28 protein-coding genes are annotated in these 24360 nt (G+C 62.4%); 8 read left to right on the plus strand and 20 right to left on the minus strand.

What is annotated here, in order from left to right; translation table 11 throughout:
* Positions 1–10: 10 nt before the first annotated feature.
* The 9 genes from tatC to LNV06_RS06365 all read right to left on the minus strand — a co-directional run bounded on the left by tatC (position 11) and on the right by LNV06_RS06365 (position 4594).
* Positions 11–796, minus strand: coding sequence for a twin-arginine translocase subunit TatC (gene tatC / locus LNV06_RS06325; RefSeq protein WP_263537358.1), 786 nt, complete (start codon positions 794–796; stop codon positions 11–13).
* Between the two features lie 6 nt (positions 797–802).
* Complete coding sequence (gene tatB, locus LNV06_RS06330) at positions 803–1312, minus strand: Sec-independent protein translocase protein TatB (protein WP_263537359.1); 510 nt, start codon at positions 1310–1312, stop codon at positions 803–805.
* A 22-nt stretch (positions 1313–1334) separates the two neighbouring features.
* Positions 1335–1565, minus strand: coding sequence for a Sec-independent protein translocase subunit TatA (gene tatA / locus LNV06_RS06335; protein ID WP_263537360.1), 231 nt, complete (start codon positions 1563–1565; stop codon positions 1335–1337).
* A gap of 89 nt (positions 1566–1654) precedes the next feature.
* Positions 1655–2002 carry a histidine triad nucleotide-binding protein gene (locus tag LNV06_RS06340; protein WP_263537361.1) on the minus strand — a complete coding sequence of 116 codons (348 nt, stop codon included), beginning with the start codon at positions 2000–2002 and terminating at the stop codon, positions 1655–1657.
* 30 nt (positions 2003–2032) lie between these two features.
* Entirely contained in the window at positions 2033–2416 is a 384-nt protein-coding gene (locus tag LNV06_RS06345) for a DUF4870 family protein (RefSeq protein ID WP_263537528.1), read from the minus strand.
* Positions 2417–2432: 16 nt separating this feature from the next.
* Positions 2433–2792: a phosphoribosyl-ATP diphosphatase gene (locus LNV06_RS06350; protein ID WP_263537362.1), complete on the minus strand. Its 360-nt coding sequence runs from the start codon at positions 2790–2792 to the stop codon at positions 2433–2435.
* 21 nt (positions 2793–2813) lie between these two features.
* Complete coding sequence (gene hisI, locus LNV06_RS06355; RefSeq protein ID WP_411970060.1) at positions 2814–3203, minus strand: phosphoribosyl-AMP cyclohydrolase; 390 nt, start codon at positions 3201–3203, stop codon at positions 2814–2816.
* Between the two features lie 19 nt (positions 3204–3222).
* Complete coding sequence (locus LNV06_RS06360) at positions 3223–3675, minus strand: NUDIX domain-containing protein (RefSeq protein WP_263537363.1); 453 nt, start codon at positions 3673–3675, stop codon at positions 3223–3225.
* Positions 3668–4594 carry an ATP-binding protein gene (locus LNV06_RS06365; protein ID WP_263537530.1) on the minus strand — a complete coding sequence of 309 codons (927 nt, stop codon included), beginning with the start codon at positions 4592–4594 and terminating at the stop codon, positions 3668–3670. The genes LNV06_RS06360 and LNV06_RS06365 overlap by 8 nt, the downstream gene beginning before the upstream one ends.
* A 206-nt stretch (positions 4595–4800) precedes the next feature.
* Between LNV06_RS06365 and LNV06_RS06370 the strand changes: the two genes are divergently transcribed.
* From LNV06_RS06370 to LNV06_RS06380, 3 genes are read left to right on the plus strand one after another with little or no spacing between them, the layout of a single operon-like run.
* A complete protein-coding gene (locus LNV06_RS06370) occupies positions 4801–5376 on the plus strand; it encodes a PEP-CTERM sorting domain-containing protein (protein ID WP_263537364.1) in 576 nt (191 codons plus the stop codon).
* 30 nt (positions 5377–5406) lie between these two features.
* Complete coding sequence (locus LNV06_RS06375; protein WP_263537365.1) at positions 5407–7326, plus strand: bifunctional metallophosphatase/5'-nucleotidase; 1920 nt, start codon at positions 5407–5409, stop codon at positions 7324–7326.
* Positions 7326–8600: a hypothetical protein gene (locus LNV06_RS06380; RefSeq protein WP_263537366.1), complete on the plus strand. Its 1275-nt coding sequence runs from the start codon at positions 7326–7328 to the stop codon at positions 8598–8600. The genes LNV06_RS06375 and LNV06_RS06380 overlap by 1 nt, the downstream gene beginning before the upstream one ends.
* A gap of 6 nt (positions 8601–8606) precedes the next feature.
* Here the strand turns inward: LNV06_RS06380 and slmA are convergent, their stop codons facing one another.
* The 3 genes from slmA to argB all read right to left on the minus strand — a co-directional run bounded on the left by slmA (position 8607) and on the right by argB (position 11025).
* Positions 8607–9269 carry a nucleoid occlusion factor SlmA gene (gene slmA, locus LNV06_RS06385; protein ID WP_263537367.1) on the minus strand — a complete coding sequence of 221 codons (663 nt, stop codon included), beginning with the start codon at positions 9267–9269 and terminating at the stop codon, positions 8607–8609.
* Between the two features lie 115 nt (positions 9270–9384).
* On the minus strand, positions 9385–10080 hold the full coding sequence (locus LNV06_RS06390) for a pyrimidine 5'-nucleotidase (RefSeq protein WP_263537368.1): 696 nt from the start codon (positions 10078–10080) through the stop codon (positions 9385–9387).
* Positions 10081–10104: 24 nt separating this feature from the next.
* Positions 10105–11025 (minus strand): acetylglutamate kinase, encoded by a 921-nt coding sequence (argB, locus tag LNV06_RS06395; protein ID WP_263537369.1) that lies wholly within the window; start codon positions 11023–11025, stop codon positions 10105–10107.
* 76 nt (positions 11026–11101) lie between these two features.
* Here argB and LNV06_RS06400 point away from each other — a divergent pair, with 76 nt between their 5' ends.
* Positions 11102–11992 (plus strand): cation diffusion facilitator family transporter, encoded by an 891-nt coding sequence (locus tag LNV06_RS06400; protein WP_263537370.1) that lies wholly within the window; start codon positions 11102–11104, stop codon positions 11990–11992.
* Positions 11989–12429 carry a D-aminoacyl-tRNA deacylase gene (dtd, locus tag LNV06_RS06405; protein ID WP_263537371.1) on the plus strand — a complete coding sequence of 147 codons (441 nt, stop codon included), beginning with the start codon at positions 11989–11991 and terminating at the stop codon, positions 12427–12429. The genes LNV06_RS06400 and dtd overlap by 4 nt, the downstream gene beginning before the upstream one ends.
* Before the next feature lie 23 nt (positions 12430–12452).
* On the opposite strand, the gene htpX is transcribed toward dtd, so the two are convergent.
* Positions 12453–13328 (minus strand): protease HtpX, encoded by an 876-nt coding sequence (htpX, locus tag LNV06_RS06410; protein WP_263537372.1) that lies wholly within the window; start codon positions 13326–13328, stop codon positions 12453–12455.
* A gap of 110 nt (positions 13329–13438) precedes the next feature.
* A complete protein-coding gene (locus tag LNV06_RS06415) occupies positions 13439–13864 on the minus strand; it encodes a MerR family transcriptional regulator (RefSeq protein WP_263537373.1) in 426 nt (141 codons plus the stop codon).
* A gap of 76 nt (positions 13865–13940) precedes the next feature.
* Between LNV06_RS06415 and LNV06_RS06420 the strand changes: the two genes are divergently transcribed.
* The 3 genes from LNV06_RS06420 to LNV06_RS06430 are packed head-to-tail and all read left to right on the plus strand — an operon-like array spanning position 13941 to position 18009.
* Positions 13941–15215: an NADH:flavin oxidoreductase/NADH oxidase family protein gene (locus tag LNV06_RS06420; protein WP_411970061.1), complete on the plus strand. Its 1275-nt coding sequence runs from the start codon at positions 13941–13943 to the stop codon at positions 15213–15215.
* A 50-nt stretch (positions 15216–15265) separates the two neighbouring features.
* Positions 15266–15733, plus strand: coding sequence for a (2Fe-2S)-binding protein (locus LNV06_RS06425; protein WP_263537374.1), 468 nt, complete (start codon positions 15266–15268; stop codon positions 15731–15733).
* Positions 15730–18009: a xanthine dehydrogenase family protein molybdopterin-binding subunit gene (locus LNV06_RS06430; RefSeq protein ID WP_263537375.1), complete on the plus strand. Its 2280-nt coding sequence runs from the start codon at positions 15730–15732 to the stop codon at positions 18007–18009. Before LNV06_RS06425 ends, LNV06_RS06430 begins: the two co-directional genes overlap by 4 nt.
* A gap of 257 nt (positions 18010–18266) precedes the next feature.
* Here LNV06_RS06430 and LNV06_RS06435 read toward each other — a convergent pair whose 3' ends face one another.
* The 6 genes from LNV06_RS06435 to LNV06_RS06460 all read right to left on the minus strand — a co-directional run bounded on the left by LNV06_RS06435 (position 18267) and on the right by LNV06_RS06460 (position 24344).
* A complete protein-coding gene (locus LNV06_RS06435; protein ID WP_263537376.1) occupies positions 18267–19235 on the minus strand; it encodes a tripartite tricarboxylate transporter substrate-binding protein in 969 nt (322 codons plus the stop codon).
* 80 nt (positions 19236–19315) lie between these two features.
* A complete protein-coding gene (locus LNV06_RS06440; RefSeq protein ID WP_263537377.1) occupies positions 19316–20596 on the minus strand; it encodes a phenylacetate--CoA ligase family protein in 1281 nt (426 codons plus the stop codon).
* Positions 20593–20889 carry a hypothetical protein gene (locus tag LNV06_RS06445; protein ID WP_263537378.1) on the minus strand — a complete coding sequence of 99 codons (297 nt, stop codon included), beginning with the start codon at positions 20887–20889 and terminating at the stop codon, positions 20593–20595. Before LNV06_RS06445 ends, LNV06_RS06440 begins: the two co-directional genes overlap by 4 nt.
* Before the next feature lie 29 nt (positions 20890–20918).
* Entirely contained in the window at positions 20919–21731 is an 813-nt protein-coding gene (locus tag LNV06_RS06450; RefSeq protein WP_263537379.1) for an ABC transporter ATP-binding protein, read from the minus strand.
* A 172-nt stretch (positions 21732–21903) separates the two neighbouring features.
* Positions 21904–23229 (minus strand): ABC transporter substrate-binding protein, encoded by a 1326-nt coding sequence (locus LNV06_RS06455; protein WP_263537380.1) that lies wholly within the window; start codon positions 23227–23229, stop codon positions 21904–21906.
* Positions 23230–23279: 50 nt separating this feature from the next.
* Positions 23280–24344, minus strand: a complete 1065-nt coding sequence (locus LNV06_RS06460) for a branched-chain amino acid ABC transporter permease (RefSeq protein ID WP_263537381.1) — start codon at positions 24342–24344, stop codon at positions 23280–23282.
* Between the last annotated feature and the right edge of the window lie 16 nt (positions 24345–24360).

Here is a 24360-nt window from a genome sequence, read left to right on the forward strand (position 1 = left end):
AACTTGGACCTCAGCTCGGCTCAGCGCCTTCGTCAGGCGCCTTGGAATAACGGATGAAGTAGCCGGCCGCAAAAACACCCAACTCATACAAGATGCACATCGGAATCGCCAAGGCCAGTTGCGACACCACATCAGGCGGCGTGATTACCGCGGCGATGACGAAGGCCACCACGATGAAGTAGCCACGGAATTCACGCAACTTCTCGACCGTCACCAAGCCCATGCGAGCCAGCACCACCACCACCACCGGCACCTCAAAAGCCGCACCAAAAGCGATGAACATCGACATCACAAAGCTCAGATAGGCCTCAATATCGGGCGCCGCCGTGATGCTCTTGGGCGCAAAGCTCTGAATGAACTTGAAGACTTGGCCAAAAACGAAGAAATAGCAAAAGGCCACGCCGACAAAGAACAACAAGGTGCTGGAGACCACCAGCGGCAAGACCAGACGCTTCTCGTGCGAATACAGGCCCGGCGCCACAAAGGCCCACACCTGATACAGCACCACCGGCAAGGCAATCAAAAATCCCGCCAACAGCGTGATCTTCAGCGGCACCATAAAGGGCGAGATCACATTGGTGGCGATCAGCGTCGAGCCCTGTGGCAGTTGCGCCACCAAAGGCGCGGCCAACAAGTCGTACAGAGCAGAAGGGCCGGGGTAAATAGCCAGCACGCCGAAGCAAATACCGATCGCGATAGCGGCACGCACCAAGCGGTCGCGCAACTCAATCAGATGCGAGACAAAAGGTTGTTCGGTGCCGGCGAGTTCATCGTCGGGCTTGGGAGTTGAACTCATGGTGACTCAGAGCATTCGGCCAGGCCGAAGGGATGGAGGGCGAAAACGCGCCACACGGGCCGCACCAGACTGCGCATGGCGACGCACACCCGCCTGCTGCTTGTACCACTGAGGGGTGGCGCCACGCTTCAAGCGCCAATTCTTCTTCGGCGGCTTGTAGACCGGCGGATGCAGCGCGCTGCTGTCATAGCTGTAGCCACTCAAACTGGTTTCGCTGCTGGCGGCATTGCTGACATCAGCCCAGGTTTGATCAAAGGCCTTGTTGGCGCTGGCTACCTCTTGCTGAACCGTGGACGCCATGTTCTGCGCCGCCGATTCCATCTCGGTCTTCATCTTCTGCAGCTCTTCCAGCTCGATCGAACGGCTGACCTCGGCCTTCACATCCGAGACATAGCGCTGCGCCTTGCCCAGCAAATGCCCGACCGTGCGCGCCACGCGCGGCAGCTTCTCAGGGCCGATGACGACCAGAGCCACCGCACCGATCAGCGCGAGTTTGTCAAAACCAAAATCAATCATGCAGCGTCAGACCGGCAAGCCATCAAGACTTGGTCTTGGCCTCAACGTCAACCGTGTTGGCGTCATTCGCCTTGTTGGCGACCTGTTGCACCGGCGCAGCGTCGGCAGCAGCGCTGCCGTCCTTCATGCCGTCCTTGAAGCCTTTGACGGCACCGCCCAGATCACTACCAATGTTCTTGAGCTTTTTCGTGCCAAAGACCAGCACCACAATCACCAGCACGATCAGCCAGTGCCAAATGCTCAGCGAACCCATAATTTCTCTCCAAGAATCGAAGCTGTCATTCTAGTGGCGCCATGTGACAAACGCTGTCACAAAGGGCGCCCGGGCACTACGCCCTATCCTCAGCCCTTTGCCCAAGGGCGCGGGCCGCCCATCACGTGCATATGCAAGTGATAGACCTCCTGCCCGCCATCTTGCCCGGTATTGATGACAGTGCGAAAACCATTTGTGACACCCAGTTCGCGCATCAAGCGCGGCGCCAGCACCGACATATGGCCCATGAGGCCGGCATGCTCGGCGCCCAGATCGGCCATGCTGGCAATGTGCAGCTTGGGGATGATCAAGACATGCACCGGCGCCCAAGGGTGAATGTCATGAAAAGCCAGCACTTGCTCATCCTCATAGACCTTGCGGCTGGGGATTTGGCCGGCAACGATTTTGCAAAACAGACAGTTGGGATCGTGAGACATAGCAAATAAAGCTCAAGGCAAGTCAGTCATTCAAAGCGGCATCGCACGGCCGGCATTCATCGCGCCCCAGCCGCGCAGCACGCGGTAGAGGAACCAAATCGAAATCAAGCCCCAGGCGATCCAGCCCGGCGCCAGCAACAAGAGCCACAGAGGGCTGGTCAGCAGATACAGCACGCCGGCCCAGGCCACGCTGCGCAGGCGCCAGCTGAAATGGCTGGCTTGCCAAGTCCCCGCCGCATCGCCTCGCTTGACCAAGTCGATCAGCACCGCGACCAGCAGCAAAAAGACACTGGCTTGCACCCCCGGCAGCACGGCGCCGATGGCCACCACGGCATGCAGGATGTAACTGATCATGCCGACGGTACGCAGTTGTTGCTGCCGTTCGGGGTCCATGCTCACTTCAGCAGCCGCCATCACTTCCCCACGCTGATCAGTCATTCGGCTCATCCTCCACCTTGGCTGGGCTGCGCTGCGCAAACTCTTGCAAGCCCGACAGCCCTTCTCGCCGAGCCAGTTCAGCCAAGACCTGCTCCGGCTTCAAGCCGAAGTGGCTGAGTGCGATCAGGCTGTGAAACCACAGATCGGCCACCTCATAAAGCACTTTTTGCGGATCGCCGTCCTTGGCAGCCATCACCGTCTCGGTGGCCTCTTCGCCGACCTTTTTCAAGATCGAATCCAGGCCTTTGTCGAACAGCTTGGCCACATAGCTGGTGGCCGGGTCGCCGCCATTGGCGGGTTTGCGCGATTCAATCACCGCGGCCACACGGGCCAAAATGTCCTTGCTGGGCATGCTCGTCTGCTCTATCAGTGCTTATTTGTAAATGTGGTCCGGGTCCTTCAGGACCGCGTCAACGGCCACCCAAGCGCCGTTTTCGAAACGCTGGAAGAAGCAGGAATGCCGCCCGGTATGGCAGGCAATGCCCGGCGTGTGCCCGTTCTGGGTGATCTTCAACAAGAGCACATCGTTGTCGCAATCCAGGCGCATCTCATGCACGGTCTGCGTGTGGCCTGACTCTTCGCCCTTGTGCCACAAGCGCGCACGCGAGCGGCTCCAATAGACCGCCTGGCCCAGTTCGATGGTGCGCGCCAAGGCTTCGCGATTCATCCAGGCAAACATCACCACATCACCGCTGTCACGCTCTTGCGCGATCACCGGCAACAGGCCGTCAGCATCCCATTTGATTTGATTCAAGCAGTCCATGCGCTTCAGTGTAGTGGGCTCAGGCGATATGGGTCGGGCCCACAAAGCCGCGCTCAGCGGCGAACCAATCCAGCACCGGAATCGTTCCCGGCAGCACCGGCTGCATTTGCACCGGCAAAGTCTGCCAAGCCATGGCCTGCTGTTCGCGCATCTCGAACTCGCCCGACCAAGCGTAGACCTTGCAAAAGTGCAAACGCACCCGGGCATGCGGGTAGTCCATCACCAGCTCTTTCCAGGCATGGGCCGATTCAATCGTGATGCCCAGTTCTTCTTGCAGTTCGCGGCGCAGCGCCTGCTCGACGCTCTCGCCCGCCTCCAACTTGCCGCCCGGGAACTCCCAATAGCCCGCGTAGACCTTGCCCACCGGGCGCGAGGTCAGCAAAAAGCGCCCCTCTTGACCTTGGGCATCGCGCTCCACCAGGACACCCACCGCCACATCCACCGGCACCCGCTCCCTGCTGTGCTCAGACATGGTCCAGCCCCTCAGGCGCAGAGCTGTCCTTCAGCGCAACGGGCATGGCCTCCAGCGCGCCGCGACCCGCCAAGTCCCGCGCAAACTGGTAGGCCACACGGCCCGAGCGCGAGCCGCGCTCCAGCGCCCAGACCAAGGCCGGCTGCCGCGAAGCCGCAATCAACTCGTCGGCCACGCCAAAGTAACGCAACCATTGAGCGGCAATCGCCAAGTACTCTTCTTGGCTGAAGGGATAAAAACTCAGCCACAGGCCGAAGCGTTCGGAGAGCGAAATCTTCTCTTCCACTGCCTCGCCCGGATGCACTTCGCCGTCGGGCTGGTGCTTGTAGCCCAGGTTGTCCTTCATCTGCTCGGGCAGCAAGTGGCGGCGGTTGCTGGTGGCATAGACCAAGACGTTGTCGCTGGCCGCGGCCACCGAGCCGTCCAACATGGACTTCAAAGCCTTGTAGCCCAGCTCACCCTCATCGAAGCTGAGGTCATCGCAAAAGATCACAAAGCGTTCGGGGCGCTCGGCCACCAAGTCCACCAAGTCGGGCAAGTCCACCAAGTCGCTCTTGTCCACCTCAATCAGGCGCAAGCCGCGAGCGGCAAACTCATTCAAGCAGGCCTTGATCAGCGAGCTTTTGCCAGTGCCGCGTGCGCCGGTCAACAAGACATTGTTGGCGGGCCGGCCGCTGACGAACTGCTCGGTGTTTTGTAGCAAACGCTGCTTTTGCGCATCGACCTCCAGCAATTCGTTCAATCGGATCGAGGCTGCATGGCGCACCGGTTCCAGCACCGGCACACCGCGGCGGCGGCGATAACGAAAAGCCGCAGCGGCTTGCCAATCAGGGGCCGTCAAGGTCGGGGGCAGCAAGGCCTCCACCCGGGCCAACAAGCCCTCGGCGCGTTGAAGAAATGCTTGCAAAGAGTCGCTCATGGTCTCACTGCCATTCAGGGCTGGCCAGTGTAGCGGCCGACCCAAGACTCGCGCCCGCGCTTGCAAACGGGTGGTCCATTCGACCCAGGCCAAAGGATTTGGCGTCACCACCGGGTCACTGCGGCCCTGCATGCTTCGGCCGCATCGACATGCCTTGATCCGCCCGCCCCCTTCAACCCGCTGTTCATTCTTGGAAGCCATCCATCATGCATCTGCCCCAACGCCTCAGTTCTCGCGCGGCCTTCGTCGCCCTGACCCTCGCAGCCAGCCTGAGCGCCGCACACGCGGACACGCTGAATGCCGATGGTCAGTGGGTTGATTTCACCGTCTCCAGGCTCATGTCCGGCGATCTCGGCTGGTCCAATTTTGACGGACAAGCCTTGAGCTTCGACTTCACCGTCGCCGAAGGTTTTGTCGCCACCTTGAGCGTGGTGGATGCCGGCTGGTCGGGTGACCGCTTCACCGTCACCAATTCGGGCCAAGAAATCGGCACCACCAGCGTCGCCGTCCTTGGCAATCAGGGCACCCCGGCCATCGTCGACTTTGACGAGGCTTTTGCCGACAGCAACTTCAGCCGTGGCGTCTACAGCTTGAACGCCGGTCAGCACAGCATTAGCGGCTTCTTGTCCACTTCTTTTCTATCGCCGGATGAAGGCACCATCGGCGCGGTGCGCCTGCAAGTGTCGGCCGTACCTGAGCCTGCCAGCGTGGCCACCCTCTTGGCCGGCCTGAGCCTCTTGACCGTGATGCTGCGCCGCAAAAACGGCAAAGACGGCAAGTAAGAAGAAGCAAACCCTTCCAGGATGATCCCCATGTTGAAACTCAATCCCCTCCTGCTGGCCCTGAGCGCCGCCTTCTGCCTGAGCACCCCGGCCTCAGCCCAAACGCCAGCACCCGCCATCAAGGTCAAGATCATTGGCTTCAATGACTTCCACGGCACGCTGGAGTCGCCCGGCACCTTTGGCGTCAACACTTCGGTGCCTGCGGCCAACCGGCCACTCGTCGGCGGCGCCGAATACCTGGCCGCCTATGTGGCGGACATGAAGTCAAAGAACCCCAACACGGTGGTGGTCGGCGCTGGCGACTTTGTCGGCGCCACCCCGCTGATCTCCTCGCTGTTTTTTGACGAGCCGGCCGTCGAAGCGCTGAACAAGATCGGTGTGGACTTCAGCTCGGTCGGCAACCACGAGTTCGACAAGGGCAAGGACGAGCTGCGCCGCCTGCAAATGGGCGGCTGCAAGCTGGTGGCCGGCCAGCCGGACCCGAACAGCTGCAAGGGCTTCGGCTCCTCCGCACCGGGCACTTTTGACGGCGCCAAGTTCAAGTGGCTGTCGGCCAATGTGATCGACACCGGCACCGGCCGCAGCCTGCTGCCCCCCTACGGCGTGAAGAGCTTTGGCGGCGTCCGAGTTGCCTTCATCGGCATGACGCTGAAAGGCACGCCCGACATCGTCACCCCCACCGGCGTGGCCGGCCTGAGCTTCAAGGACGAGGCAGACACCGTCAACGCGATCGTGCCGGTGCTGCGCGCCCAGGGCATTGAGTCCATCGTGGTGCTGGTGCATCAGGGTGCCTTCCAGAACCCGGCGGTGGCCGGCGGCTTCAACAACCAGGACATCAATGGTTGCTTGAACAATCTGAAGAACAGCGACGGCAGCGACAGCGATCTGGGCAAAATCGTGGCCCGCCTGGACAACGCGGTGGACCTGGTGGTCAGCGGCCATACCCATGCGGCCTACAACTGCTCGAAGACCACCGTGGATAACGGCAACAGCCCCCGCACCGCCGGCCTGCCGAACAAGACCGGTCGCCTGGTGCCGGTGACCAGCGCCAGCGCCTTTGGACGCGTGTTGTCGGAGATCGACTTGAGCATCGACCCCAAGACCCGCGACGTGGTGGATGTCAGCGTCAACAATCGCTTGGTGGACCGCAACAACGCCACGGCGAATCAGCTGATCGCCAGCAATCCAACGGTGAAGAATCTGGTCAGCAGCTACCTCAATGCGGTGTCGCCGCTGGCCAACCAAGTGGTGGGCACCTTGACTGCCGACCTGAGCAACGCCGCCAATGCCGCTGGCGAAATGCCAGCCGGCGATCTGATTGCCGACGCACAGCTGCAAGCCACCCAGCCCGCCCAACTCGGCGGCGCTGTGATGGCCTTCATGAACGCCGGTGGCGTGCGCTCGCCCGGCTTCGTCAAGCCCGCAGGCGCCACTGCCCCCTTCGACATCAGCTACGGCAATGCCTTCACGGTCCAACCCTTCGGCAACAGCCTGGTGACCATGACGCTGACCGCCCAGCAGATCAAGGACGTGCTGGAACAGCAGTTCAAAGGCTGCAAGGGCCAGGGCACGACGCGCATCATGCAAATCTCCAATGGTTTGCAATACAGCTGGAGCGATGCCGCGCCGGCCTGCGCCAAGATTGTTGACGTTAACTTCACGCCCACGGACGTGACGGTCTACCCCCCGGTCGCCACGGGTGCGGTTGACAAGCTGGTGATTGCCGGCGTGGTCCAAAACCCGAACAAGACCTACCGGGTGACGGTCAACAACTTCATGGCCACCGGTGGCGACGGCTACACCACGCTCGTGGGCGGCAGCAATGTGCTGGGCGGCGCGCAAGACATCGATGCCTTGATCGCTTATCTGGCTGGCTACAAGGGCTCGGCTTCGGCCTATGACCCGAGCCAAGCCGCATTGAAGAAGCCGCGCATCAACAAGCTGCCTTGATGAGACTGAAGCGCTGGGTGCAGGGCCTAGCGGCCCTGTCGTGCGGCATGGCGGCTTGGGCGCAAGGGCCAAGCCCAGCCGAGCCCCAAACGCAGGCAACTCAGACTACGCAGGCGGCGCCGCAAGTTCAATCGCTGACGGCCTTGGCCGCGCAGCGAATGCGCGAACGCGCCGCGCTCGCAACGCCGATGACGCCCGAGACCGAGACCGAGGCCCAGCGCCAGGCCTTGCTGCGGCAAGCTCGCCAGGCGCTGGATCAAGGTCGCAGCGCCGAGGCGCTTGCTCATCTGGACACGGCGGCAGCGCTCAGCCACGCGGCCGACACCGAAATGCTGATCGTGCAGGCGCAGCTGCAGCAAGGCGAGTTCCGGCCCGGCCTGAGCTTTGCCTCGCACACCGCCGGTGCGCATTTGTATGAGCCGCAAGCGCTGCGCCTCTACGCTTGGTTGCTGGCCCTGGGTGAGCAAAGCAGCTTTGCCCAGCGCCTGCTGAGCGAAGGCCTGCGGCGCATGCCCGATGAGCCCAGCCTCCTGGCCCTGCAAACCCAGCTCAGCCGTTTGAACGCCAAGGCCGAAGCCGAAAGTTCCAGCGCCTTGGCTGCGGCCCGGCCCGGCCCCTGGCTTGTAGCAGGCCAAGAGCCTCCCATCAAAGTCGAGGCTCTGCAGCTGCTCGCAAGCGGCCTGCTGATCGACGAAGGCCGCTTGGCCTTGGTGCCTATGAGCGCGCTGGCTGCAGCAGAGCCATCCGCCCAGCTCTGGGTTTGCAATGGCCTGGGCTTTGGCAGCAAGGCACGCTTGCGCGAGCGCTTTCCCGAGCTCGGCCTGGCGCTGCTGAGCTTGGAGCAAGCCTTGCCCCTGGGCAAGACCAGCCGGGCCTTGAGCTTAGCCCCACGCGATGCTTTTGCCGGCAGCGTGGCCAGCGCCTTCAGCCATCCGAGCAGCCCGCAAGCGGCGCCTGCCTGGCCCGCCATGCACAGCGGTTTCTTGGGCCGCACCCTCGCGACCGATCCCGCCAAGCAGGCCCTGGGCATCGCCTTGCCGCAAGCATCATCGGGAGGCCCGGTGTTTGATCAATCAGGGCGTTGGATTGGTCTGGTCATGCTAGGCGCTACGCCAGCGGCAGAGCCGAGTTTGCTGCCCAGCCGTCAGTTGGCAGAAAAGATTCCGGCGCTGGCCCAGTTGCCGACTCAGCCTCTGACCGCCAAGCTCGGTTCGGAACAAATTTACGAACAGGCGCTGCCGCTTACCTTGCAGCTCTTCGCACTGAAACCTTGAGATGGCTTAGGGTGCCACCAACATGCGCAGCGCCGCTTCCATCTGCTCGATGGGGCTGCGCTTGAAGCCCGAGCGCGCATAGCGCTGCAGTCGGCCAATGATGAAGCTCACCAAAACCGAAGCCTGGGCGTTCGCTTCGACGGTGGGTGTGGTCGAGCCATTGGCCTCGGCAGCCTTGCGCAAGACCTGGCGCAAAGCACCCTCGACCCGGTCAAAAAACTGGTTCATGCGCAGCACCAAACGCTCGTTCTCATAGACCAAGGCATCGCCCACCATCACCCGCGTCATGCCGGGGTTGCGCTCGCCGAACTGCAGCAAGACCGAGACGATTTTTTGCGCTTGCAGCAGGCCCGAGCTGCCCTCGCGCTCGATGATCTGGTTCAGCAAGGTGAAGACGCTGCCTTCGATGAACTCGATCAGGCCCTCGAACATCTGCGCCTTGCTGGCGAAGTGCCGATAAAGCGCCGCCTCGCTGACCGACAGTTTGGCGGCCAACGCCGCCGTGGTCACACGGTCAGCGCCGGGCTGCTCCAACATGCTGGCCAGGGTCTGCAAGATCTGCACCCGACGCTCGCCCGGACGAGGTCGCTTGCGCGTGCTGGCCACAGCTTCTGGCGCGCTGACTTCGACGGCTGCTTCAACGTTCAGTTCAGTCTCTGGGGCTGGCATTGGGGTAGCGGCTTGGAGGGTTAAGGCGGAGCTGCGCCGGAAAACTGCCACAGCACATTACCGGACCGGCGGCCGATTCTGGCACAGCCGCGCGGGGGCACTTTGCCGCCCCGAATCAAAAACGCAGCTGGCTCAAGGCGCGAATGCGTTGATCCACATACACCGGCCGACGTCGCAGGCCGATGCCTGCCTCGGGGCCATGCTTTGCTGCGGCCTTGTGCACCCAACGCTGCATCCAGACGGTGCGCATGCCGACGCGGCGCGCCGACTTTTGATGCACCAAAGTGTCTTCCACCAAGACGCAGTCACGGGCCTGCAGTTTCAAGCGAGCCAACAAGGCGCGGAACATGCGCGCATCGGGTTTCAGCCGCCAATGGCCAAACATGCGCATTTGCTCGCAGGGAATGATGGCCTCGAAGCAATGCTGCATGCCCAGCGTTTCCAACACCCGCTGCGCATAAGCCTGCGGCGCATTGGTCAACAAGAACTTGCGGCCGCGCAAGCGCTTGAGCGCCGCCAAGTCATGCGCGTGGGTGTGCAGCAAGGGCTCGATACCGTCGAGCTTGTGGGTTTGGTGCAGAAAGTGATCGGCCCGCACGCCGTGATGCCGCACCAAGCCCAGCAAGGTGGCGCCATAGCGCTGCCAGTACAGAGCCCGCAGACGGCTGGCCTCGGCTTGGGGCACGCCCAGGTGCTCTTCGATGTAATCGCCCATGGACCGATGCAAAGCGCCAAACACATGGGCCGAAGCATTGTGCAAGGTGTTGTCCAGGTCGAAGAACCAGACCCGGTCCTTCGCAGACGGGCCCATCAGCCGCTTCGCCAAAGCCCAGACTCAGTGCGACCGGATCATGGTTCCGTACGCTTGGTCCGACAAGATCTCCAGCAGCATCGCGTGCGGCACGCGGCCATCGATGATGTGCACCGCATTCACGCCGCTCTTGGCCGCGTCAATCGCGCCGGCAATCTTGGGGATCATGCCGCCGCTGATGGTGCCGTCTTCCACCAATTCATCAATGCGACGCGGAGTCAGCTCGGTCAGCAACTGGCCTTCTTTGTCCAGCACGCCGCGGATGTTCGTCAGCATCAAGAGCTTTTCAGCCTTCAGCACGGTAGCCAGCTTGGCCGCCACCACATCGGCATTGATGTTGTAGCTTTCGTTGTGCTCGCCAAAGCCGATGGGGCTGACCACCGGGATGAATTGGTCGTCCTGCAGCGCCTTCACCACGCTGGGGTCGATGGAGACGATATCGCCCACCTGGCCGATGTCGTGCTCTTTGTTCGGGTCGTCCTTGTCCTGCACCATCAGCTTCTTGGCGCGGATCATGCCGCCGTCACGCCCGGTCAGGCCCACGGCCTTGCCGCCGGCGGCGTTGATCAGGCCCACCACGTCTTGCTGCACCTCGCCGGCCAGCACCCACTCGACCACGTCCATGGTCTCGGCATCGGTCACGCGCATGCCTTGGATGAACTCGCCCTTCTTGCCCAGCTTGCTCAGCAGGCCCTCGATTTGCGGGCCGCCGCCGTGCACCACCACCGGGTTCAAGCCCACCAACTTGAGCAGCACCACGTCTTCCGCAAAGTCCTTTTGCAACTCGGGGTCGGTCATGGCATTGCCGCCGTACTTGATGACGATGGTCTTGCCGTGAAACTTACGGATATAGGGCAGCGCCTGCGAAAGGATCTCGGCCTTCTCGCGCGGAGCGATATGAGAAACATCGGTGGTGTTGGAAGCGGCGCTGCTGTCGTTTTTCATGACGAGAAATTTCCGGTTGTGCCTGAGGCTAAGTCTTGCGCCGCATTGTAGGTGCGGCCCCTGAGACAATGAGCAGATGCAAGTCAGCTCCTACCTGAAGTTATCCGTCGCCGTTGCCCTGGCCACCATTGTTTTGAAAACCGGCGCCTGGTGGTGGACCGACTCGGTCAGCTTGGCCGCCGATGCGCTGGAATCCCTGGTCAATCTGGCTGGCTCTATGTTTGCGCTGGCCATGGTCACCATCGCTGCCAAACCGCCCGATGCGGAACATCCTTACGGCCACCACAAGGCCGAGTACTTCTCCAGCGGTTTCGAAGGGGTGCTGATCATCGCTGCCGGCATGGGCATCATCTGGGCGGCCGCTCAACGTCTGCTGGATCCGCAACCGGTGGAGTCCTTAGGCATAGGCATCGCCTTGGCCGTCATCAGCTCCGCCATGAACGGTGCGCTGGGCTGGGCCATGCTGCGCAAGTCCCGCGAACACCAGTCGATGGCGCTGGAGGCCAATGCCCGCCATATGTTCACCGATGTCTGGACCTCGGCCGGCGTCGTGCTGGGCCTGATCGGCGTGATGGCCACCGGCTGGCTGTGGCTGGACCCACTGCTGGCGATGCTGGTGGCCCTGAACATCTTGCGCGAAGGCGTGCAGCTGGTGCGCGCGTCCAGCGATGGCTTGATGGACCAAGCTCTGGATGCCGACTCCATGCAAGCGGTGCAAAAGGTACTCGATGAGTATTCGCATCAACACATCCGCTTTGACCATCTGGTGACCCGCAGCGCCGGGCAAAGACACTACATCGATCTGCACATGCACATGCCGGCGCAATGGAGCCTGGGCCGCGCCGCCGCGGTGCGCAATGCGCTGGAGCAGGCCTTGATGAAGGCCGTGCCGGGGCTGCGCGCCAGCATTCAATTGCTGCCCAGTGATGTGGAAGCGCATTTTGACGAAGTGGCCGAACAAAAATGATTGCCGTACTGCAAAGAGTTCGCCACGCCAAAGTGGAAGTGTCCGGCCAGACCATTGGCGCCATTGAGCAAGGGCTTTTGATGCTGGTTTGCGCCGAGCCCAGCGACACCGAGTTGCAGGCCGAAAAGCTGATCGCCAAAGTCTTGAAGCTGCGCATCTTCAGCGACGAGGCCGGCAAGATGAACCGCAGCGTGCAAGACATCGGCGGCGGCCTCTTGATCGTCTCTCAGTTCACCCTGGCTGCCGACTGCAGCAGCGGCAAGCGCCCCAGCTTCACCGGCGCCGCCGGCGCCGAGCAAGGCCGTCGGCTCTACGAGGCCTGCTTGCGCCTGGCGCGCGCGCAGCACCCCAAAGTCGAAGCCGGCGAGTTCGGCGCCGATATGCAGGTGAGCCTGCTCAACGACGGGCCGGTGACCATCCCGCTGCGGATCAATTGATCACCGGCTGAAGGGCAAAAGGATCAGTTGCCCTGCTGCAAGCGCGCGATGCGCTGCTCCATCGGTGGGTGGCTAGAGAACAAGGCCATCCAGCCATTCGGGCGAGCGCTGATGCCCATGGCTTGCATGGCCTTGGGCATCTCACCGGGGTCCAGACCGCCCAGGCGTGCCAAGGCGTTCATCATGGGCTGCTTGCGTCCCATCAGCTGCGCCGCACCGGCATCGGCGCGGAACTCACGCTGACGCGAGAACCAGGCCACGATGATGGCAGCCACCACACCCAAGACGATGTCCAAGACGATGGTGGTGACGTAGTAGCCGATGCCTGGCCCATCGTTTTGATTGCGCAGCACGATCTTGTCGACCACATAGCCAATCACCCGCGAGAGGAAGACCACAAAGGTGTTCATCACGCCCTGGATCAGTGCCATGGTGACCATATCGCCGTTGGCGACGTGGGCCACTTCATGGCCGATGACGGCCTCCACCTCTTCTCGGCTCATGGACTGCAAAAGCCCGGTCGACACGGCCACCAGGGCCGAGTTCTTGAAGGCGCCGGTGGCAAAGGCGTTGGGTGCGCCTTCATAGATGCCAACCTCGGGCGTCTTGATGCCGGCCTTCTCGGAAAACCGCTCCACCGTGGTCACCAGCCAGATGTGGGTGGCGTCGCCCGAGTTGTTGACGACCTGCACACCGGTGGTCCACTTGGCCATGGGCTTGCTGATCAGCAGCGAAATAAAGGCGCCGCCAAAACCCATCACCATTGCAAAGCCCAAGAGGCTGGTGAGGTTAAGTCCATTCGAAGTCAGGAAGCGATTCAGGCCGAGCAAATGCACGGCCACGCCCAGCACCAGCATCACACCCAAATTGGTCAATAAAAACAAGGCAATGCGTTTCATGAACAGCCTCTCAGTCTCAAGAAAAACCACGGGAAAGAAGAATCCGCTCGCATGATGGCGGCAGAATTACTTCCAATAAAGCAGGCAAATCATCAAAGAAGCTCTTGTTTTTACGAAGCTTCTTGATTGGCACGCTGCCGGCTTTGAGCGGCGATCGGCGGTGGCGCCAGCTCTAGGCATCGTCCTAGCTGCCACTGGGTCTGCAAGTTATTCATCAAAGCGACCGTCTCCTCGCGCTGCTGGCTCAAGCTTGCCTGCATGGCATCAATCTCGCTCAGCCGGTCTTGCAGGCTTTGCAGAATCAAATCATGCGGCATGTCGCCAGAACCATGGGGCAGCAAGCGCCGCATGGTGTCGAGCGAGAAGCCCAGGCGCTGGGCGGTTTGAATCACCAACAGGCGCTGCAAGGTTTCCTCGTCATAGACCCGGTAGCCATTGGCGCCCCGCTTGGCGGCGGGCAGCAGACCGCTGGATTCGTAAAAGCGAATGGCCGAGGCGGCCATGCCGGTGCGTTGAGCCAGGTCTCCAATCTTCATCGCTGCTCCAGGGTCAATCAAACAGGCTCAAAAGGACTCAAAAGCACTTGACCTTCAAGTTGGCTTGAAGCTTAGCATGCCGACCATGCAAGCCACTCCAAACACCACAAAACCCTTTTCGGCCCTGTTTCAGCCCCTGCAGCTGCCCCATGGACAGCTGCTGCCGAATCGCCTGGCCAAGGCCGCCATGGAGGAAAGCCTGGCCGAGCATGGGCAGTTGCCTGGCCCCGCCATCGCACGCCTCTATCAACGCTGGGCCGAAGGCGGCGTCGGCCTGATGATCACCGGCAATGTGATGGTGGACAGCCGCGCCATGACCGGCCCGGCCAGCATTGCCTTGGAAGCCAACACACCCTTGGACGGCTTCAAACCCTGGGCTGCGTCGGCACAGTCCAAGGGTGCCAAAGTCTGGATGCAGATCAGCCACCCCGGCCGCCAAGTCTTTGCGGCCTTGGGCGGCACGGTCTGGGCGCCCTCCGAGGTAGCGCTGCAGCTGGGCAAACATTCCAAGTTGTTTGGGCAACCCAGCGCAATGACCGAAGCGCAGATCGCCGAGGTGATCGAGCGCTTCGCCAGCACCGCCCGCCGCGCCGAAGACGCAGGCTTTGACGGCGTGCAGATCCACGCTGCGCATGGCTATTTGATCTCGCAGTTCTTGTCGCCGCTGAGCAATCAGCGCCAAGACGCTTGGGGCGGCAGTATTGAAAACCGCGCCCGGCTGTTGATCGAAGTGTTGCGCGCCGTGCGACGCAAGGTCTCGCCGGGCTTCAGTGTCGCGGTCAAACTCAATTCGGCCGACTTCCAACGCGGCGGCTTCAGCGAAAGCGATGCGCAAGCCGTCGTCCAAATGCTGAATGACGAGGGTGTGGACCTGCTGGAGCTGTCCGGCGGCAGCTACGAGAGCCCGGCCATGCAGGGCCGCACCGCTGACGGCCGCACCTTGGCGCGCGAAGCCTACTTTCTGGAGTTCGCCAAGGCCCTCGCGGTTCACGCCCGCATGCCTTTGATGACCACCGGCGGCATCAGCCGGCCTGAGGTGGCCTGCCAGGTGCTGGCCAGCGGCGTTGCTGTGGTGGGCATGGGAACCGCCCTGGCCATGGACCCCGACCTGCCCCAGCAATGGGCCCACGGAGTAGCGGTCAACGCGCCCTTGGCCGCTATCGCCTGGAAGGACAAGGTGTTGGTCGGCATTGCCACCATGGCCTTGGTGCGCCGACAACTGCACCGCATGGCCAAGGGCCTGAGCCCCAAACCCACGGCCTCGCCGCTCTTCACCCTGCTTTGCGACCAGTGGGTCAGCAAGCAGATGATCAAACGCTATCGCCGCTGGAAAACTGGCGTCGCCGCCTGAACACCGCTACAAAGCAAGCCATACAGAACAAAGAAGGAAAGCCCACCCCCATGAGCATCACTCTGCACATCAACGGCACAAGCCGCTCGCTGGACATCGAGCCTGAAACCCCGCTGCTATGGGTCTTGCGCGATGAACTGGGCCTGACCGGCACCAAGTTTGGCTGCGGCGTGGCCAGCTGCGGCGCTTGCACCGTGGCGGTGGACGGCGTCGCCACCCGCTCTTGCGTGATGCCCATCATGGCGCTGGAGGGCAAGCAGATTCACACCATTGAGGCCGAGCCGGACCGCATCGTCGCCGCCTTGCAAGCGGCCTGGATCCAACACCAAGTGCCGCAATGCGGCTACTGCCAAAGCGGCATGATCATGGCCGCCGCCAGCCTCTTGCGCAGCAACCCACAGCCCAGCGACGCCGAGATCGACGCCCATATCAGCAACATCTGCCGCTGTGGCACCTACCAGCGAATCCGAGCGGGTATTCACAGTGCCGCCGCGCAACTCAAAGGGAGCGCCGCATGAAGCGCCGTGGTTTTCTGATTGCCGGCGGTTTGCTCGGTGGCGGCGCGCTGCTGGGCGTGAGCCTCTCTACCCCACCCTCAGCTCAGTCGCGTCTGGGTGACAAAACCATCTTCCCGGCCAGCGGCGAACAAGTGGCGCTGAACGGCTGGGTCAAGATCATGCCGGACGGCCGCGTCATCGTCGCCTCGCCGCGCGCCGAAATGGGCCAGGGGGTACACACCGCCTTGGCCATGCTGGTGGCGGAAGAGATGGATGCCGACTGGGCCAAGGTCAGCACCGAGCAAGCACCGGTCGCGCAAATCTATGCCAACACCGCCCTGCTGATCAATGTGATCCCCTTCAGCGCCGATGACGACAGCACACTGGCCCGCCTCGCGAGGCGCACCGTGCAAAAGGTCGGTTATGCGCTGAGCCTTCAGGTCACCGGTGGCTCTTCCAGCGTGCGAGACGCCTGGGAGCCGATGCGCTTGGCCGGCGCCACCGCCCGCGCCATGCTGGTAGACGCCGCCGCGCAAAGCTGGGGCGTGAGCCCTGAGAGCTGCAGCGTGCAAGCCGGTGTGGTCAGCCATGCTGCCAGCGGCCGCAAAGCCAGCTTTGGTGAGTTGGCCGCGGCAACGGCCACGATCGCACCGCGCAGCGAGGTCAAGCTCAAAGACCCCCGCGCCTATCAATTGATTGGCAAACCCACGCCCCGTACCGACATTCCGGCCAAGGTGAATGGCAGCGCCGAGTTCGGCATTGATGTGCGGCCAGATGGCCTGCTGTATGCGGCGATTCGCCACAGCCCCGTGTTTGGCGGCAAGGTCGCGCGCTTTGATGCGGCAAAGGCCAAGGCCAGCCGCGGCGTCAGCGATGCCTTTGTGATCCAGGAGCAGGCGGTGGTGGTGCTGGCTGACCGCTACTGGCGCGCCAAGACCGCAATAGAGAGCCTGGACATCGAGTGGGCCGACGGCCCTCATGCTCAATTGGACTCGGCCCAGATCAGCGCCCAGTTGCAGGCCGCGCTGCAAGGCAGCGACAGCGGCACCGGCTTTCGCAGCCAGGGTGGCGCCGACAAGGCGCTTAGCCAGGCCAAGCTCAAGCTGGAGGCCACCTATTCAGCCCCCTTCCTGGCCCACGCGGCCATGGAGCCCATCAATTGCACGGCCCAGTTCAAGGACGGCCATCTGACGGTTTGGTGCGGCACTCAAGTGGCCTCGCTGGCACGCTGGCGAGCCGCCAAGGTGGCAGGCCTGGAGACCGAACAAGTGACGCTGCATGTGCCGCTCTTGGGCGGCGGCTTTGGTCGCCGGCTGGAACTGGACATGATCGAGGAAGCCGTCTTGATCGCTAAACAGACGCAGGGCCGCCCGGTCAAACTGGTTTGGTCGCGCGAAGAAGACATGCAGCACGATATGTACCGCCCGGCCGCTTTGGCCAGCTTTGCCGCCGCGCTGGACGAGCAAGGCCAGCCCTCCGCCTGGCTGAACCGGGTGGCGGCACCGTCCATCGGTTTGTCGACCACCGAGCGTCTGCTGCCCTCCTTCGCTGCCGATTCGCCAGACAAAAACCATATCGAGGGCGCCTTCGATCTGCCCTATGCCGTGCCGAACTTGAGCGTGCGGCAGTTGCGGGTGAAGACGCCGGTGCCTGTGGGCTCTTGGCGCAGCGTCGGCCACTCCTACAACGCCTTCTTCACCGAAGGTTTTATCGACGAGTTGGCTCACGCGGCAGGCAAAGACCCGTTTGAATACCGCCGCGCGCTGCTGGCCGACAAGCCACGCCACCGCCAGGTTTTGGAGTTAGCGGCAGCCAAGGCAGGCTGGGCTCAGGCCTTGCCGGCCGGCCGCGCGCGCGGCATCGCAGTGCATGAGAGTTTTGGCTCTTGGTGTGCGCAGGTGGCCGAAGTGTCTTTGGAAGGCGGCCAAGTCCGGGTGCACCGGGTGGTCTGTGCCATCGACTGCGGGGTGGTGGTCAACCCCGACACGGTGGAGGCCCAAATGCAAAGCGCCATCGTTTACGGGCTGTCCGCCGCGCTGTTTGGTGAGATCACGCTGAAGAAGGGCCGCGTTGAGCAGAGCAACTTTCCCAGCTATGAGGCCATCCGCATGGCACAGATGCCGCAGATCGAAGTTCACATCCTGCCCAGCAGCGCCGCGCCGGGCGGCGTCGGTGAGCCGGGCACGCCGCCGATTGCACCAGCCGTGGCCAATGCGCTGTTTGCCCTGAGCGGTGAACGCCTGCGTGATTTACCTTTGCGCCCCAAGACGAACCTTCCTGCCAAGAAGCAGGCTTGATCATCTGAAAATCAAAACGCCAGGGGCCTCGCGGCACCCTGGCGTTTTGCGTTCAAGCTCAAATCTTGTTGAGCGAGACTTCAGACACTTCGATCAATCCCCTTGCAGGGCGCGCCGTCGCAGAGCTCCTGCCCCTCCTGAGGCGAAAAAGGCTGCGCAGGCAGCCTTTTTGTCCTCAGTCCCCTTGCAGGGCGCGCCGTCGCAGAGCTCCGGCCCCTCCTGAGGCGAAAAAGGCTGCGCAGGCAGCCTTTTTGTCCTCAGTCGGCGTACTGACCCGCTGCCTTGATGATGGGGCCCCACTTGGCGATCTCGGCCTCAACAAACTTCTTGTGCTCGGCGCCATTGGTGCGCGCATCGGTCACGATGACGGCGCCCAGCGCTTCTTGGCGCTTTTGGAAGTCCGCATCTTTCAAAGCGACTTTCAAAGCGGCGCTGATCTTGTCTTGCACCACCTTGGGCGTGCCCTTGGGCGCGTAGACGCCGTGCCAGATGCCGACGCTGAAGCCCTTCAGGCCGGACTCATCCAGCGTCGGCAGCTTGGCCAGGGCCGGTGCTGTGAGGCGCTTGGCCGAGGTCACGCCGTAGGCCTTGACCTTGCCGCCTTCGATCTGCTGGGTGGTGTTGGTGGTCTGGTCACACATCAGATCGATCTGGCCGCCCAAGAGGTCGGTCATGGCCGGGCCAGTGCCCTTGTAGGGCACCGTGGTCATGTCGAGCTTGATGGTGCTTTGGAACAGCAAGCCGCACAGATGCGAGGCCGAGCCCAGCCCGGCATTGCCAAGATTGATCTTGCCCTTGTTGGCATCCATCCACTTGGCCAGTTCGGCATAGGTGTTGGCTGGCAGTGTGGAGCGGCCAATCAGCGTCATCGGCACTTCATTGACCAGGCCCAGGTACTCAAAGTCCTCCAAGGTCTTGTACTGCATATTGCGGTACAGCGCCGGCGAAGTGGCCATGCCGATGTGGTGCAGCAGCAGGGTGTAGCCGTCCGGCGCGGCCTTGGCGACCTTGGTGGCGCCCAAGGTGCCGCCGGCACCGCCGACGTTCTCGATCACCAGGGTGGCGTTCAGCGGCTTGCGCAACGCCTCGGCCAGGTCGCGCGCGACCTTGTCGGTGGGGCCGCCTGCCGAGAAAGGCACGACGATGGTGATGGGTTTCTCCGGGTAGTCGGCACAAGCGGTTCCGGCGGCCAGCGCCAGCAGGCTGAGGGTCAGAAGCTTTTTCATCGGCGTCCTCGCAAAGGGGATGTGTTGATGCCCCATGCTAGAACCTGCGCCACGACCCGCCATATCGGGAAACACGTAGCTCAGTCGATGCGGCGCCGATCTTCGACCACCCGCCCATCGTTGGGCAAGCTGCCCGGTGCCAGCAGTTCAATTTGGGCGCGCAACTTAGTCAAATCTCGAACGGCCTGGGCCAGTCGATCGGCCAGCCCTTCAATCGGCGCCGCCACTTCTACCTGCAAGCGCATCTGATCCTGGGCCATCTCACCCTCGATCAGCAAACGAGCGCGGGCGACTTCGGGAAACTGCTTGACGATCTGCGCCACCTGGCTGGCATGCACAAACATGCCGCGCACCTTGGCCGATTGATCGGCACGGCCCATCCAGCCCTTGATACGGGTGTTGCTGCGGCCGCTTGGGCAGGCGCCGGGCAAAACCGCCGAAAGATCACCGGTGCCGAAACGAATCAGCGGGTAATCAGGGTTCAGCGTGGTCACCACCACTTCGCCCACTTCACCCTCCGGCACCGGCTCGCCGCTGCCTGGCCGCACGATTTCGAGAATCACGCCTTCGTCCAGTACCAGACCTTCGCGGGCCATGGTTTCATAGGCGATCAGGCCGATGTCGGCGGTGGCATAGCACTGGTAGGCGCTCACCCCGCGCTCGGCCAACCAGTCGCGCAGCGCGGCCGGAAAAGCCTCGCCGCTGAGCAAGGCCTTGCTCACCGTGCGCATGGCTTCGCTGCCTTGCTCCGCTGCTTTGTCCATCAGTATCTTCAAAAAGCTGGGCGTGCCCACATAGGCTTGCGGGCGCAAGTCCGAGATCGCTTGCAGCTGCAATTCGGTATTGCCCACACCGCCAGGAAACACCGAGCAGCCCAGCGCATGTGCGCCGCCTTCCATCATCGAGCCCGCTGGTGTGAGGTGGTAGCTGAAGCTGTTGTGCACCAGATCGCCAGCGCGCAGGCCGGCGGCGTATAGGGCGCGCGCGACCCGCCAGTAGTCGCTGGCCTGGCCCTCGGGCTCATAGATGGGGCCGGGCGACTGGAACACGCGCCTGACCGGCCCACGACGCAACAAGCTGCCCCAACCCACCGTGGCATAACCACCAAAGGCCTCGGTCCCGCGCAGGGCTTGCTGGCGCGCCAGCACATCGGCCTTGCGCGTCACCGGCAGCGCCGCCAAGGCCGAGCGGCTGTTCACCTGCTGTGCGTCCACACCGGCCAAGACTTCGCCATAAGCGCTGGCATTCGCTTGCGCATGGGCGACCTGCGTGGACAAGGCCGACATCAAGGCTTGCTCGCGCGCCTGCGGATCGCGGGCTTCCAAGGCGTCATAGAAAGGGCTGTTGCTGCTCAGGCTCATGGCGTTTCATCCGTCCAGCGCGCCACGCGGCGCTTGATTTCATCTTGCAGGCTGCGCACCTCGGCGCTGGACTTGCACTCGCGACTCTCCCATTCCGGGCTGTGCGCGGGGCGCTTGGCCAAACGAGCGCACAGCTTGCCGTCCGCCACGCTCAAGGCCAGCACGACCTGACCCTGCAAGCTGTAGGCATTGGCACGCTCGCTGAGCGATCGAATGTCGCGCAGCGCCCGCTTGAGCTGCAGCAGGGCTTCATCCGGCTTGAAGGTGGGCGGGGCAAAAAAGTCATCATTCATGGCAACACTCCTGCTCAACGCGACTCAAATCAAGCCAACCAGCGCTTGCGGCGCTTATAGCTTTTCACGTCTTTGAAGCTCTTGCGATCGCCGCCACCCATGCCGAGGTAAAACTCCTTGACGTCTTCGTTCTCGCGCAGTGCCTGCGCTTGGCCGTCCATCACCACCCGGCCGTTCTCCAAGATGTAGCCATAGTCGGCATAACGCAAAGCCATATTGGTGTTTTGCTCGGCCAGCAAAAAGGTGGTGCCTTCTTTGCTATTGAGGTCTTTGACGATCTCGAAGACCTCTTCAACGATTTGCGGCGCCAGGCCCATAGAAGGCTCATCCAGCAAAACCATTTTGGGGTTGGCCATCAGCGCTCGGCCGATGGCGCACATTTGCTGCTCGCCGCCCGAGGTGTAAGCGGCTTGCGAGCTACGCCGCGTTTTCAGGCGCGGAAAGTAGTTGTAGACCTTCTCCAAGGTGGCGGCAACGGCCGCCTTGCCATCGCGCCGGGTGTAGGCGCCGGTCAGCAGGTTGTCTTCAATGCTGAGATGGGCAAAGCAATGCCGCCCTTCCATCACCTGGATCACGCCGCGGTTCACCATCTCGGCGGTGGAGAGCTTTTCAATGCGCTCGCCACGCAGCTCAATGCTGCCCTTGGTGACCTCGCCGCGCTCGCCAGCCAGCAGATTGGACACCGCCCGCAGCGTTGTCGTCTTACCCGCGCCATTGCCGCCCAGCAGCGCCACCACACCGCCCTCAGGCACCTGCAGCGACACGCCCTTGAGCACCAAGATCACATGGTTGTAAATGACCTCGATGCCGTTGACGTTGAGAAGAATGCTTGGGGTACTCATAAATCTTCCTGTGCCTGACCGAACCGACTTGTTGCGCACGGGGGACCGGGTCGGCGGTGCGTTCTGCGGAGGTAAAGAAGGGAGGCGTGACCCCAGGTCACGCCGGAATGACACGTAGCAGAACGCGCCGCCGGCCCGCTCTTTCGAAGCGCCTCACCCGCCCATACCCGAATCAGCTCTGGCAATCCTCCGGGCTACGACGGGTCAGCTTCTTCTCCGCCGCGTACTTGTCCGCGCCCGTCTTGACCATGGGTTTGATGATTTGCTCGTCGGCCTGCAGCCAGTCGGAGCTGTAGTTCCACTTGGCGCCGTCCCAGGTGTGCACCCGCGCCGCGCTGGAGCCCATATGGTCGGCGCAAGAGGTGCTGATCGGTCGCATCAAGCCATTGAAACCCAGCGCATCCAGGCGCTTCTGGTCCAGGGCCAAGTTCTCCAAGCCCCAGCGCACCTGCTCGCCGGTCATGACCTTGCCCTTGCCAAAACGCTCCTGCGCGCGGCGCACGGCCTCGACACCCAGCATCTGAATGATCATGCCTCGGGTGTAGAGCACCGAACCCACTTCGTCCTTGGGGCCGGTGCCCTGGCCTTTGCCATGCACATGCTTGAGGATCTCTTGCGCGACCTTGGAGCTTTGGCCATAGCCGTTCAGCGCCAGCGCGTTATAGCCCTTGGCGCCCTCACCCACGTCTTTGACATCCGGTTCGGCACCCGACCACCACACGCCATACATTTTTTCGCGCGGATAGCCAGTGGCTTGCGCTTCTTTCAGCGCGGTGGAATTCATCACGCCCCAGCCCCAGAGCAGCACATAGTCGGGGCGCTGCTGGCGCACCTGCAACCAGGCCGACTTTTGCTCAACGCCGGGCGCGGTGACCGGGATCTTTACCAGCTCAAAGCCGTGCATCTTTTGCCGCTCATCCAGCAACGGCATCGGCTCCTTGCCGAAGGGGGAGTCGTGATAAACGATGGCGATCTTCTTGCCTTTGAGCTTGTCGAAGCCGCCTTCCTTCTTGGCAATGTGCTGGATCAACATATCGGCCGCCGTCCAGTAACTGCCCATCAGCGGGAAGTTCCATTTGAAGACATTGCCGTCCTGCGCGGCCGACAGGCCATAGCCCAAGGTGATCAGCGGGATTTTGTCGTTAGGAGCTTTATCGGTCAGCGCGAAGGTGATGCCGGTGGCCTGAGGGTCCACCAGGGTTGCGCCCTTGCCTTTCAGGCGCTCATAGCATTCCACGCCCTTGTCGGTGGCATAGCCGGTTTCACATTCTTCAAAGGTCAACTTCACGCCATTGATGCCGCCGTCGCGAGCATTGATCAGCTTGAGGTAGTCCTGCTTGCCGTTGGCCCAGGGCGTGCCGTTGGGGGCATAGGCGCCGGTGCGGTAAACCAGCAGCGGGAAGAACTGTTCCTTGGCTTGAGCCAGGGTTTGACTGGCCCAGCCGGAGAGTCCGGCGGCCAGCAAGGTGGCGGCGATGGCATGCGACTTCAGTTTCATGGCGGTCTCCGGTGTTGTACGTTTTGGGGTCAAAAGACAGTAAAGGGAACTCAGTGCGGGAAGGGCCACAGCCGCAGCTTCTCTTTGGCCGTGGCCCAGAGGCGCGCCAGCCCGTGCGGCTCAACGATCAGAAAAAAGACGATCAGCGCACCGAAAACCATGCTGGTCAGATGCGAGGACACGGCCGTAGACAGCGGGATGCCCAGCCAATGCGGGGCCCGCTCCAGCAGCAAAGGTAAGAGCACAATGAAAGCCGCGCCCAAAAATCCACCCATGATGGAGCCCAGGCCGCCGATGATGACCATGAAGAGCAGTTGGAAGCTGCGGTCGATATTGAAGGCCGCCGGCTCCCAAGCGCCGAGGTGGATAAAGCCCCACAAAGCGCCGGCCACGCCGACGATGAAGGCACTGACGGCGAAAGCGCTGAGCTTGGCGTAAATGGGGCGGATGCCGATCACCGCCGCCGCCACATCCATATCGCGCATGGCCATCCATTCGCGGCCAATATTCGAGCGCACCAAGTTCTTGGCCAGCAGCGCAAACACCAGCACAAAGCTCAGACAGAACAAATACTTGGCCACCGGGCTTTCAATCGGCACCCCCAGCACCTGCAAGCCCGCCACGCTGACCGAACCGGAGTCCGAGCCATTGGTCACCCACTTCAAGCGCAGCGCCGCCCAATCGACAAAGAACTGCGCCGCCAGCGTGGCCACCGCCAGATAGAGACCCTTGATGCGCAATGAGGGCACACCAAAAATCACACCCACCGCGGTGGAGCACAGGCCGCCCAGCAACAGCGAAGCAATCAGCGGCATGCCCTCGATGCGGACCTGGAAGTTATAGGCCGCATAGGCCCCCACCGCCATAAAGGCCCCGGTGCCCAGCGAGATCTGGCCGCAATAGCCGACCAGGATGTTCAGGCCCAGCGCGGCCAAGGAGAGGATCAAGAAGGGCGTGAGGATGGCTCGAAACCAGTATTCCGGCGCGGTGAGAGGCACCACGACAAAGGCGATGAGCAGCAGCATGGCCATCGCCATGCGGTCCTGCCGAATCGGCAAGATTTGCTGGTCGGCGTGATAACTGGATTTGAACTGGCCGTTTTCGCGATAGAGCATCTTGTTCTCCGACTCT

Source organism: Paucibacter sp. Y2R2-4, from assembly GCF_025717535.1.
Taxonomy (GTDB): Bacteria; Pseudomonadota; Gammaproteobacteria; order Burkholderiales; family Burkholderiaceae_C; genus Paucibacter_A.

Coding starts and splice junctions, on each gene's coding strand:
- tatB (WP_263537359.1), bottom strand. CDS start 1,312: ATGATTGATTTTGGTTTTGACAAACTCGCGCTGATCGGTGCGGTGGCT.
- LNV06_RS06425 (WP_263537374.1), top strand. CDS start 15,266: ATGAGCATCACTCTGCACATCAACGGCACAAGCCGCTCGCTGGACATC.
- LNV06_RS06445 (WP_263537378.1), bottom strand. CDS start 20,889: ATGAATGATGACTTTTTTGCCCCGCCCACCTTCAAGCCGGATGAAGCC.
- LNV06_RS06365 (WP_263537530.1), bottom strand. CDS start 4,594: ATGAGCGACTCTTTGCAAGCATTTCTTCAACGCGCCGAGGGCTTGTTG.
- LNV06_RS06420 (WP_411970061.1), top strand. CDS start 13,941: ATGCCGACCATGCAAGCCACTCCAAACACCACAAAACCCTTTTCGGCC.
- LNV06_RS06380 (WP_263537366.1), top strand. CDS start 7,326: ATGAGACTGAAGCGCTGGGTGCAGGGCCTAGCGGCCCTGTCGTGCGGC.
- dtd (WP_263537371.1), top strand. CDS start 11,989: ATGATTGCCGTACTGCAAAGAGTTCGCCACGCCAAAGTGGAAGTGTCC.
- slmA (WP_263537367.1), bottom strand. CDS start 9,269: ATGCCAGCCCCAGAGACTGAACTGAACGTTGAAGCAGCCGTCGAAGTC.
- tatA (WP_263537360.1), bottom strand. CDS start 1,565: ATGGGTTCGCTGAGCATTTGGCACTGGCTGATCGTGCTGGTGATTGTG.
- LNV06_RS06370 (WP_263537364.1), top strand. CDS start 4,801: ATGCATCTGCCCCAACGCCTCAGTTCTCGCGCGGCCTTCGTCGCCCTG.
- LNV06_RS06350 (WP_263537362.1), bottom strand. CDS start 2,792: ATGCCCAGCAAGGACATTTTGGCCCGTGTGGCCGCGGTGATTGAATCG.
- LNV06_RS06440 (WP_263537377.1), bottom strand. CDS start 20,596: ATGAGCCTGAGCAGCAACAGCCCTTTCTATGACGCCTTGGAAGCCCGC.
- LNV06_RS06375 (WP_263537365.1), top strand. CDS start 5,407: ATGTTGAAACTCAATCCCCTCCTGCTGGCCCTGAGCGCCGCCTTCTGC.
- tatC (WP_263537358.1), bottom strand. CDS start 796: ATGAGTTCAACTCCCAAGCCCGACGATGAACTCGCCGGCACCGAACAA.
- LNV06_RS06390 (WP_263537368.1), bottom strand. CDS start 10,080: ATGGGCCCGTCTGCGAAGGACCGGGTCTGGTTCTTCGACCTGGACAAC.
- LNV06_RS06340 (WP_263537361.1), bottom strand. CDS start 2,002: ATGTCTCACGATCCCAACTGTCTGTTTTGCAAAATCGTTGCCGGCCAA.
- htpX (WP_263537372.1), bottom strand. CDS start 13,328: ATGAAACGCATTGCCTTGTTTTTATTGACCAATTTGGGTGTGATGCTG.
- LNV06_RS06345 (WP_263537528.1), bottom strand. CDS start 2,416: ATGGCGGCTGCTGAAGTGAGCATGGACCCCGAACGGCAGCAACAACTG.
- LNV06_RS06360 (WP_263537363.1), bottom strand. CDS start 3,675: ATGTCTGAGCACAGCAGGGAGCGGGTGCCGGTGGATGTGGCGGTGGGT.
- hisI (WP_411970060.1), bottom strand. CDS start 3,203: ATGGACTGCTTGAATCAAATCAAATGGGATGCTGACGGCCTGTTGCCG.
- LNV06_RS06455 (WP_263537380.1), bottom strand. CDS start 23,229: ATGAAACTGAAGTCGCATGCCATCGCCGCCACCTTGCTGGCCGCCGGA.
- LNV06_RS06415 (WP_263537373.1), bottom strand. CDS start 13,864: ATGAAGATTGGAGACCTGGCTCAACGCACCGGCATGGCCGCCTCGGCC.
- LNV06_RS06435 (WP_263537376.1), bottom strand. CDS start 19,235: ATGAAAAAGCTTCTGACCCTCAGCCTGCTGGCGCTGGCCGCCGGAACC.
- LNV06_RS06430 (WP_263537375.1), top strand. CDS start 15,730: ATGAAGCGCCGTGGTTTTCTGATTGCCGGCGGTTTGCTCGGTGGCGGC.
- LNV06_RS06450 (WP_263537379.1), bottom strand. CDS start 21,731: ATGAGTACCCCAAGCATTCTTCTCAACGTCAACGGCATCGAGGTCATT.
- LNV06_RS06400 (WP_263537370.1), top strand. CDS start 11,102: ATGCAAGTCAGCTCCTACCTGAAGTTATCCGTCGCCGTTGCCCTGGCC.
- argB (WP_263537369.1), bottom strand. CDS start 11,025: ATGAAAAACGACAGCAGCGCCGCTTCCAACACCACCGATGTTTCTCAT.
- LNV06_RS06460 (WP_263537381.1), bottom strand. CDS start 24,344: ATGCTCTATCGCGAAAACGGCCAGTTCAAATCCAGTTATCACGCCGAC.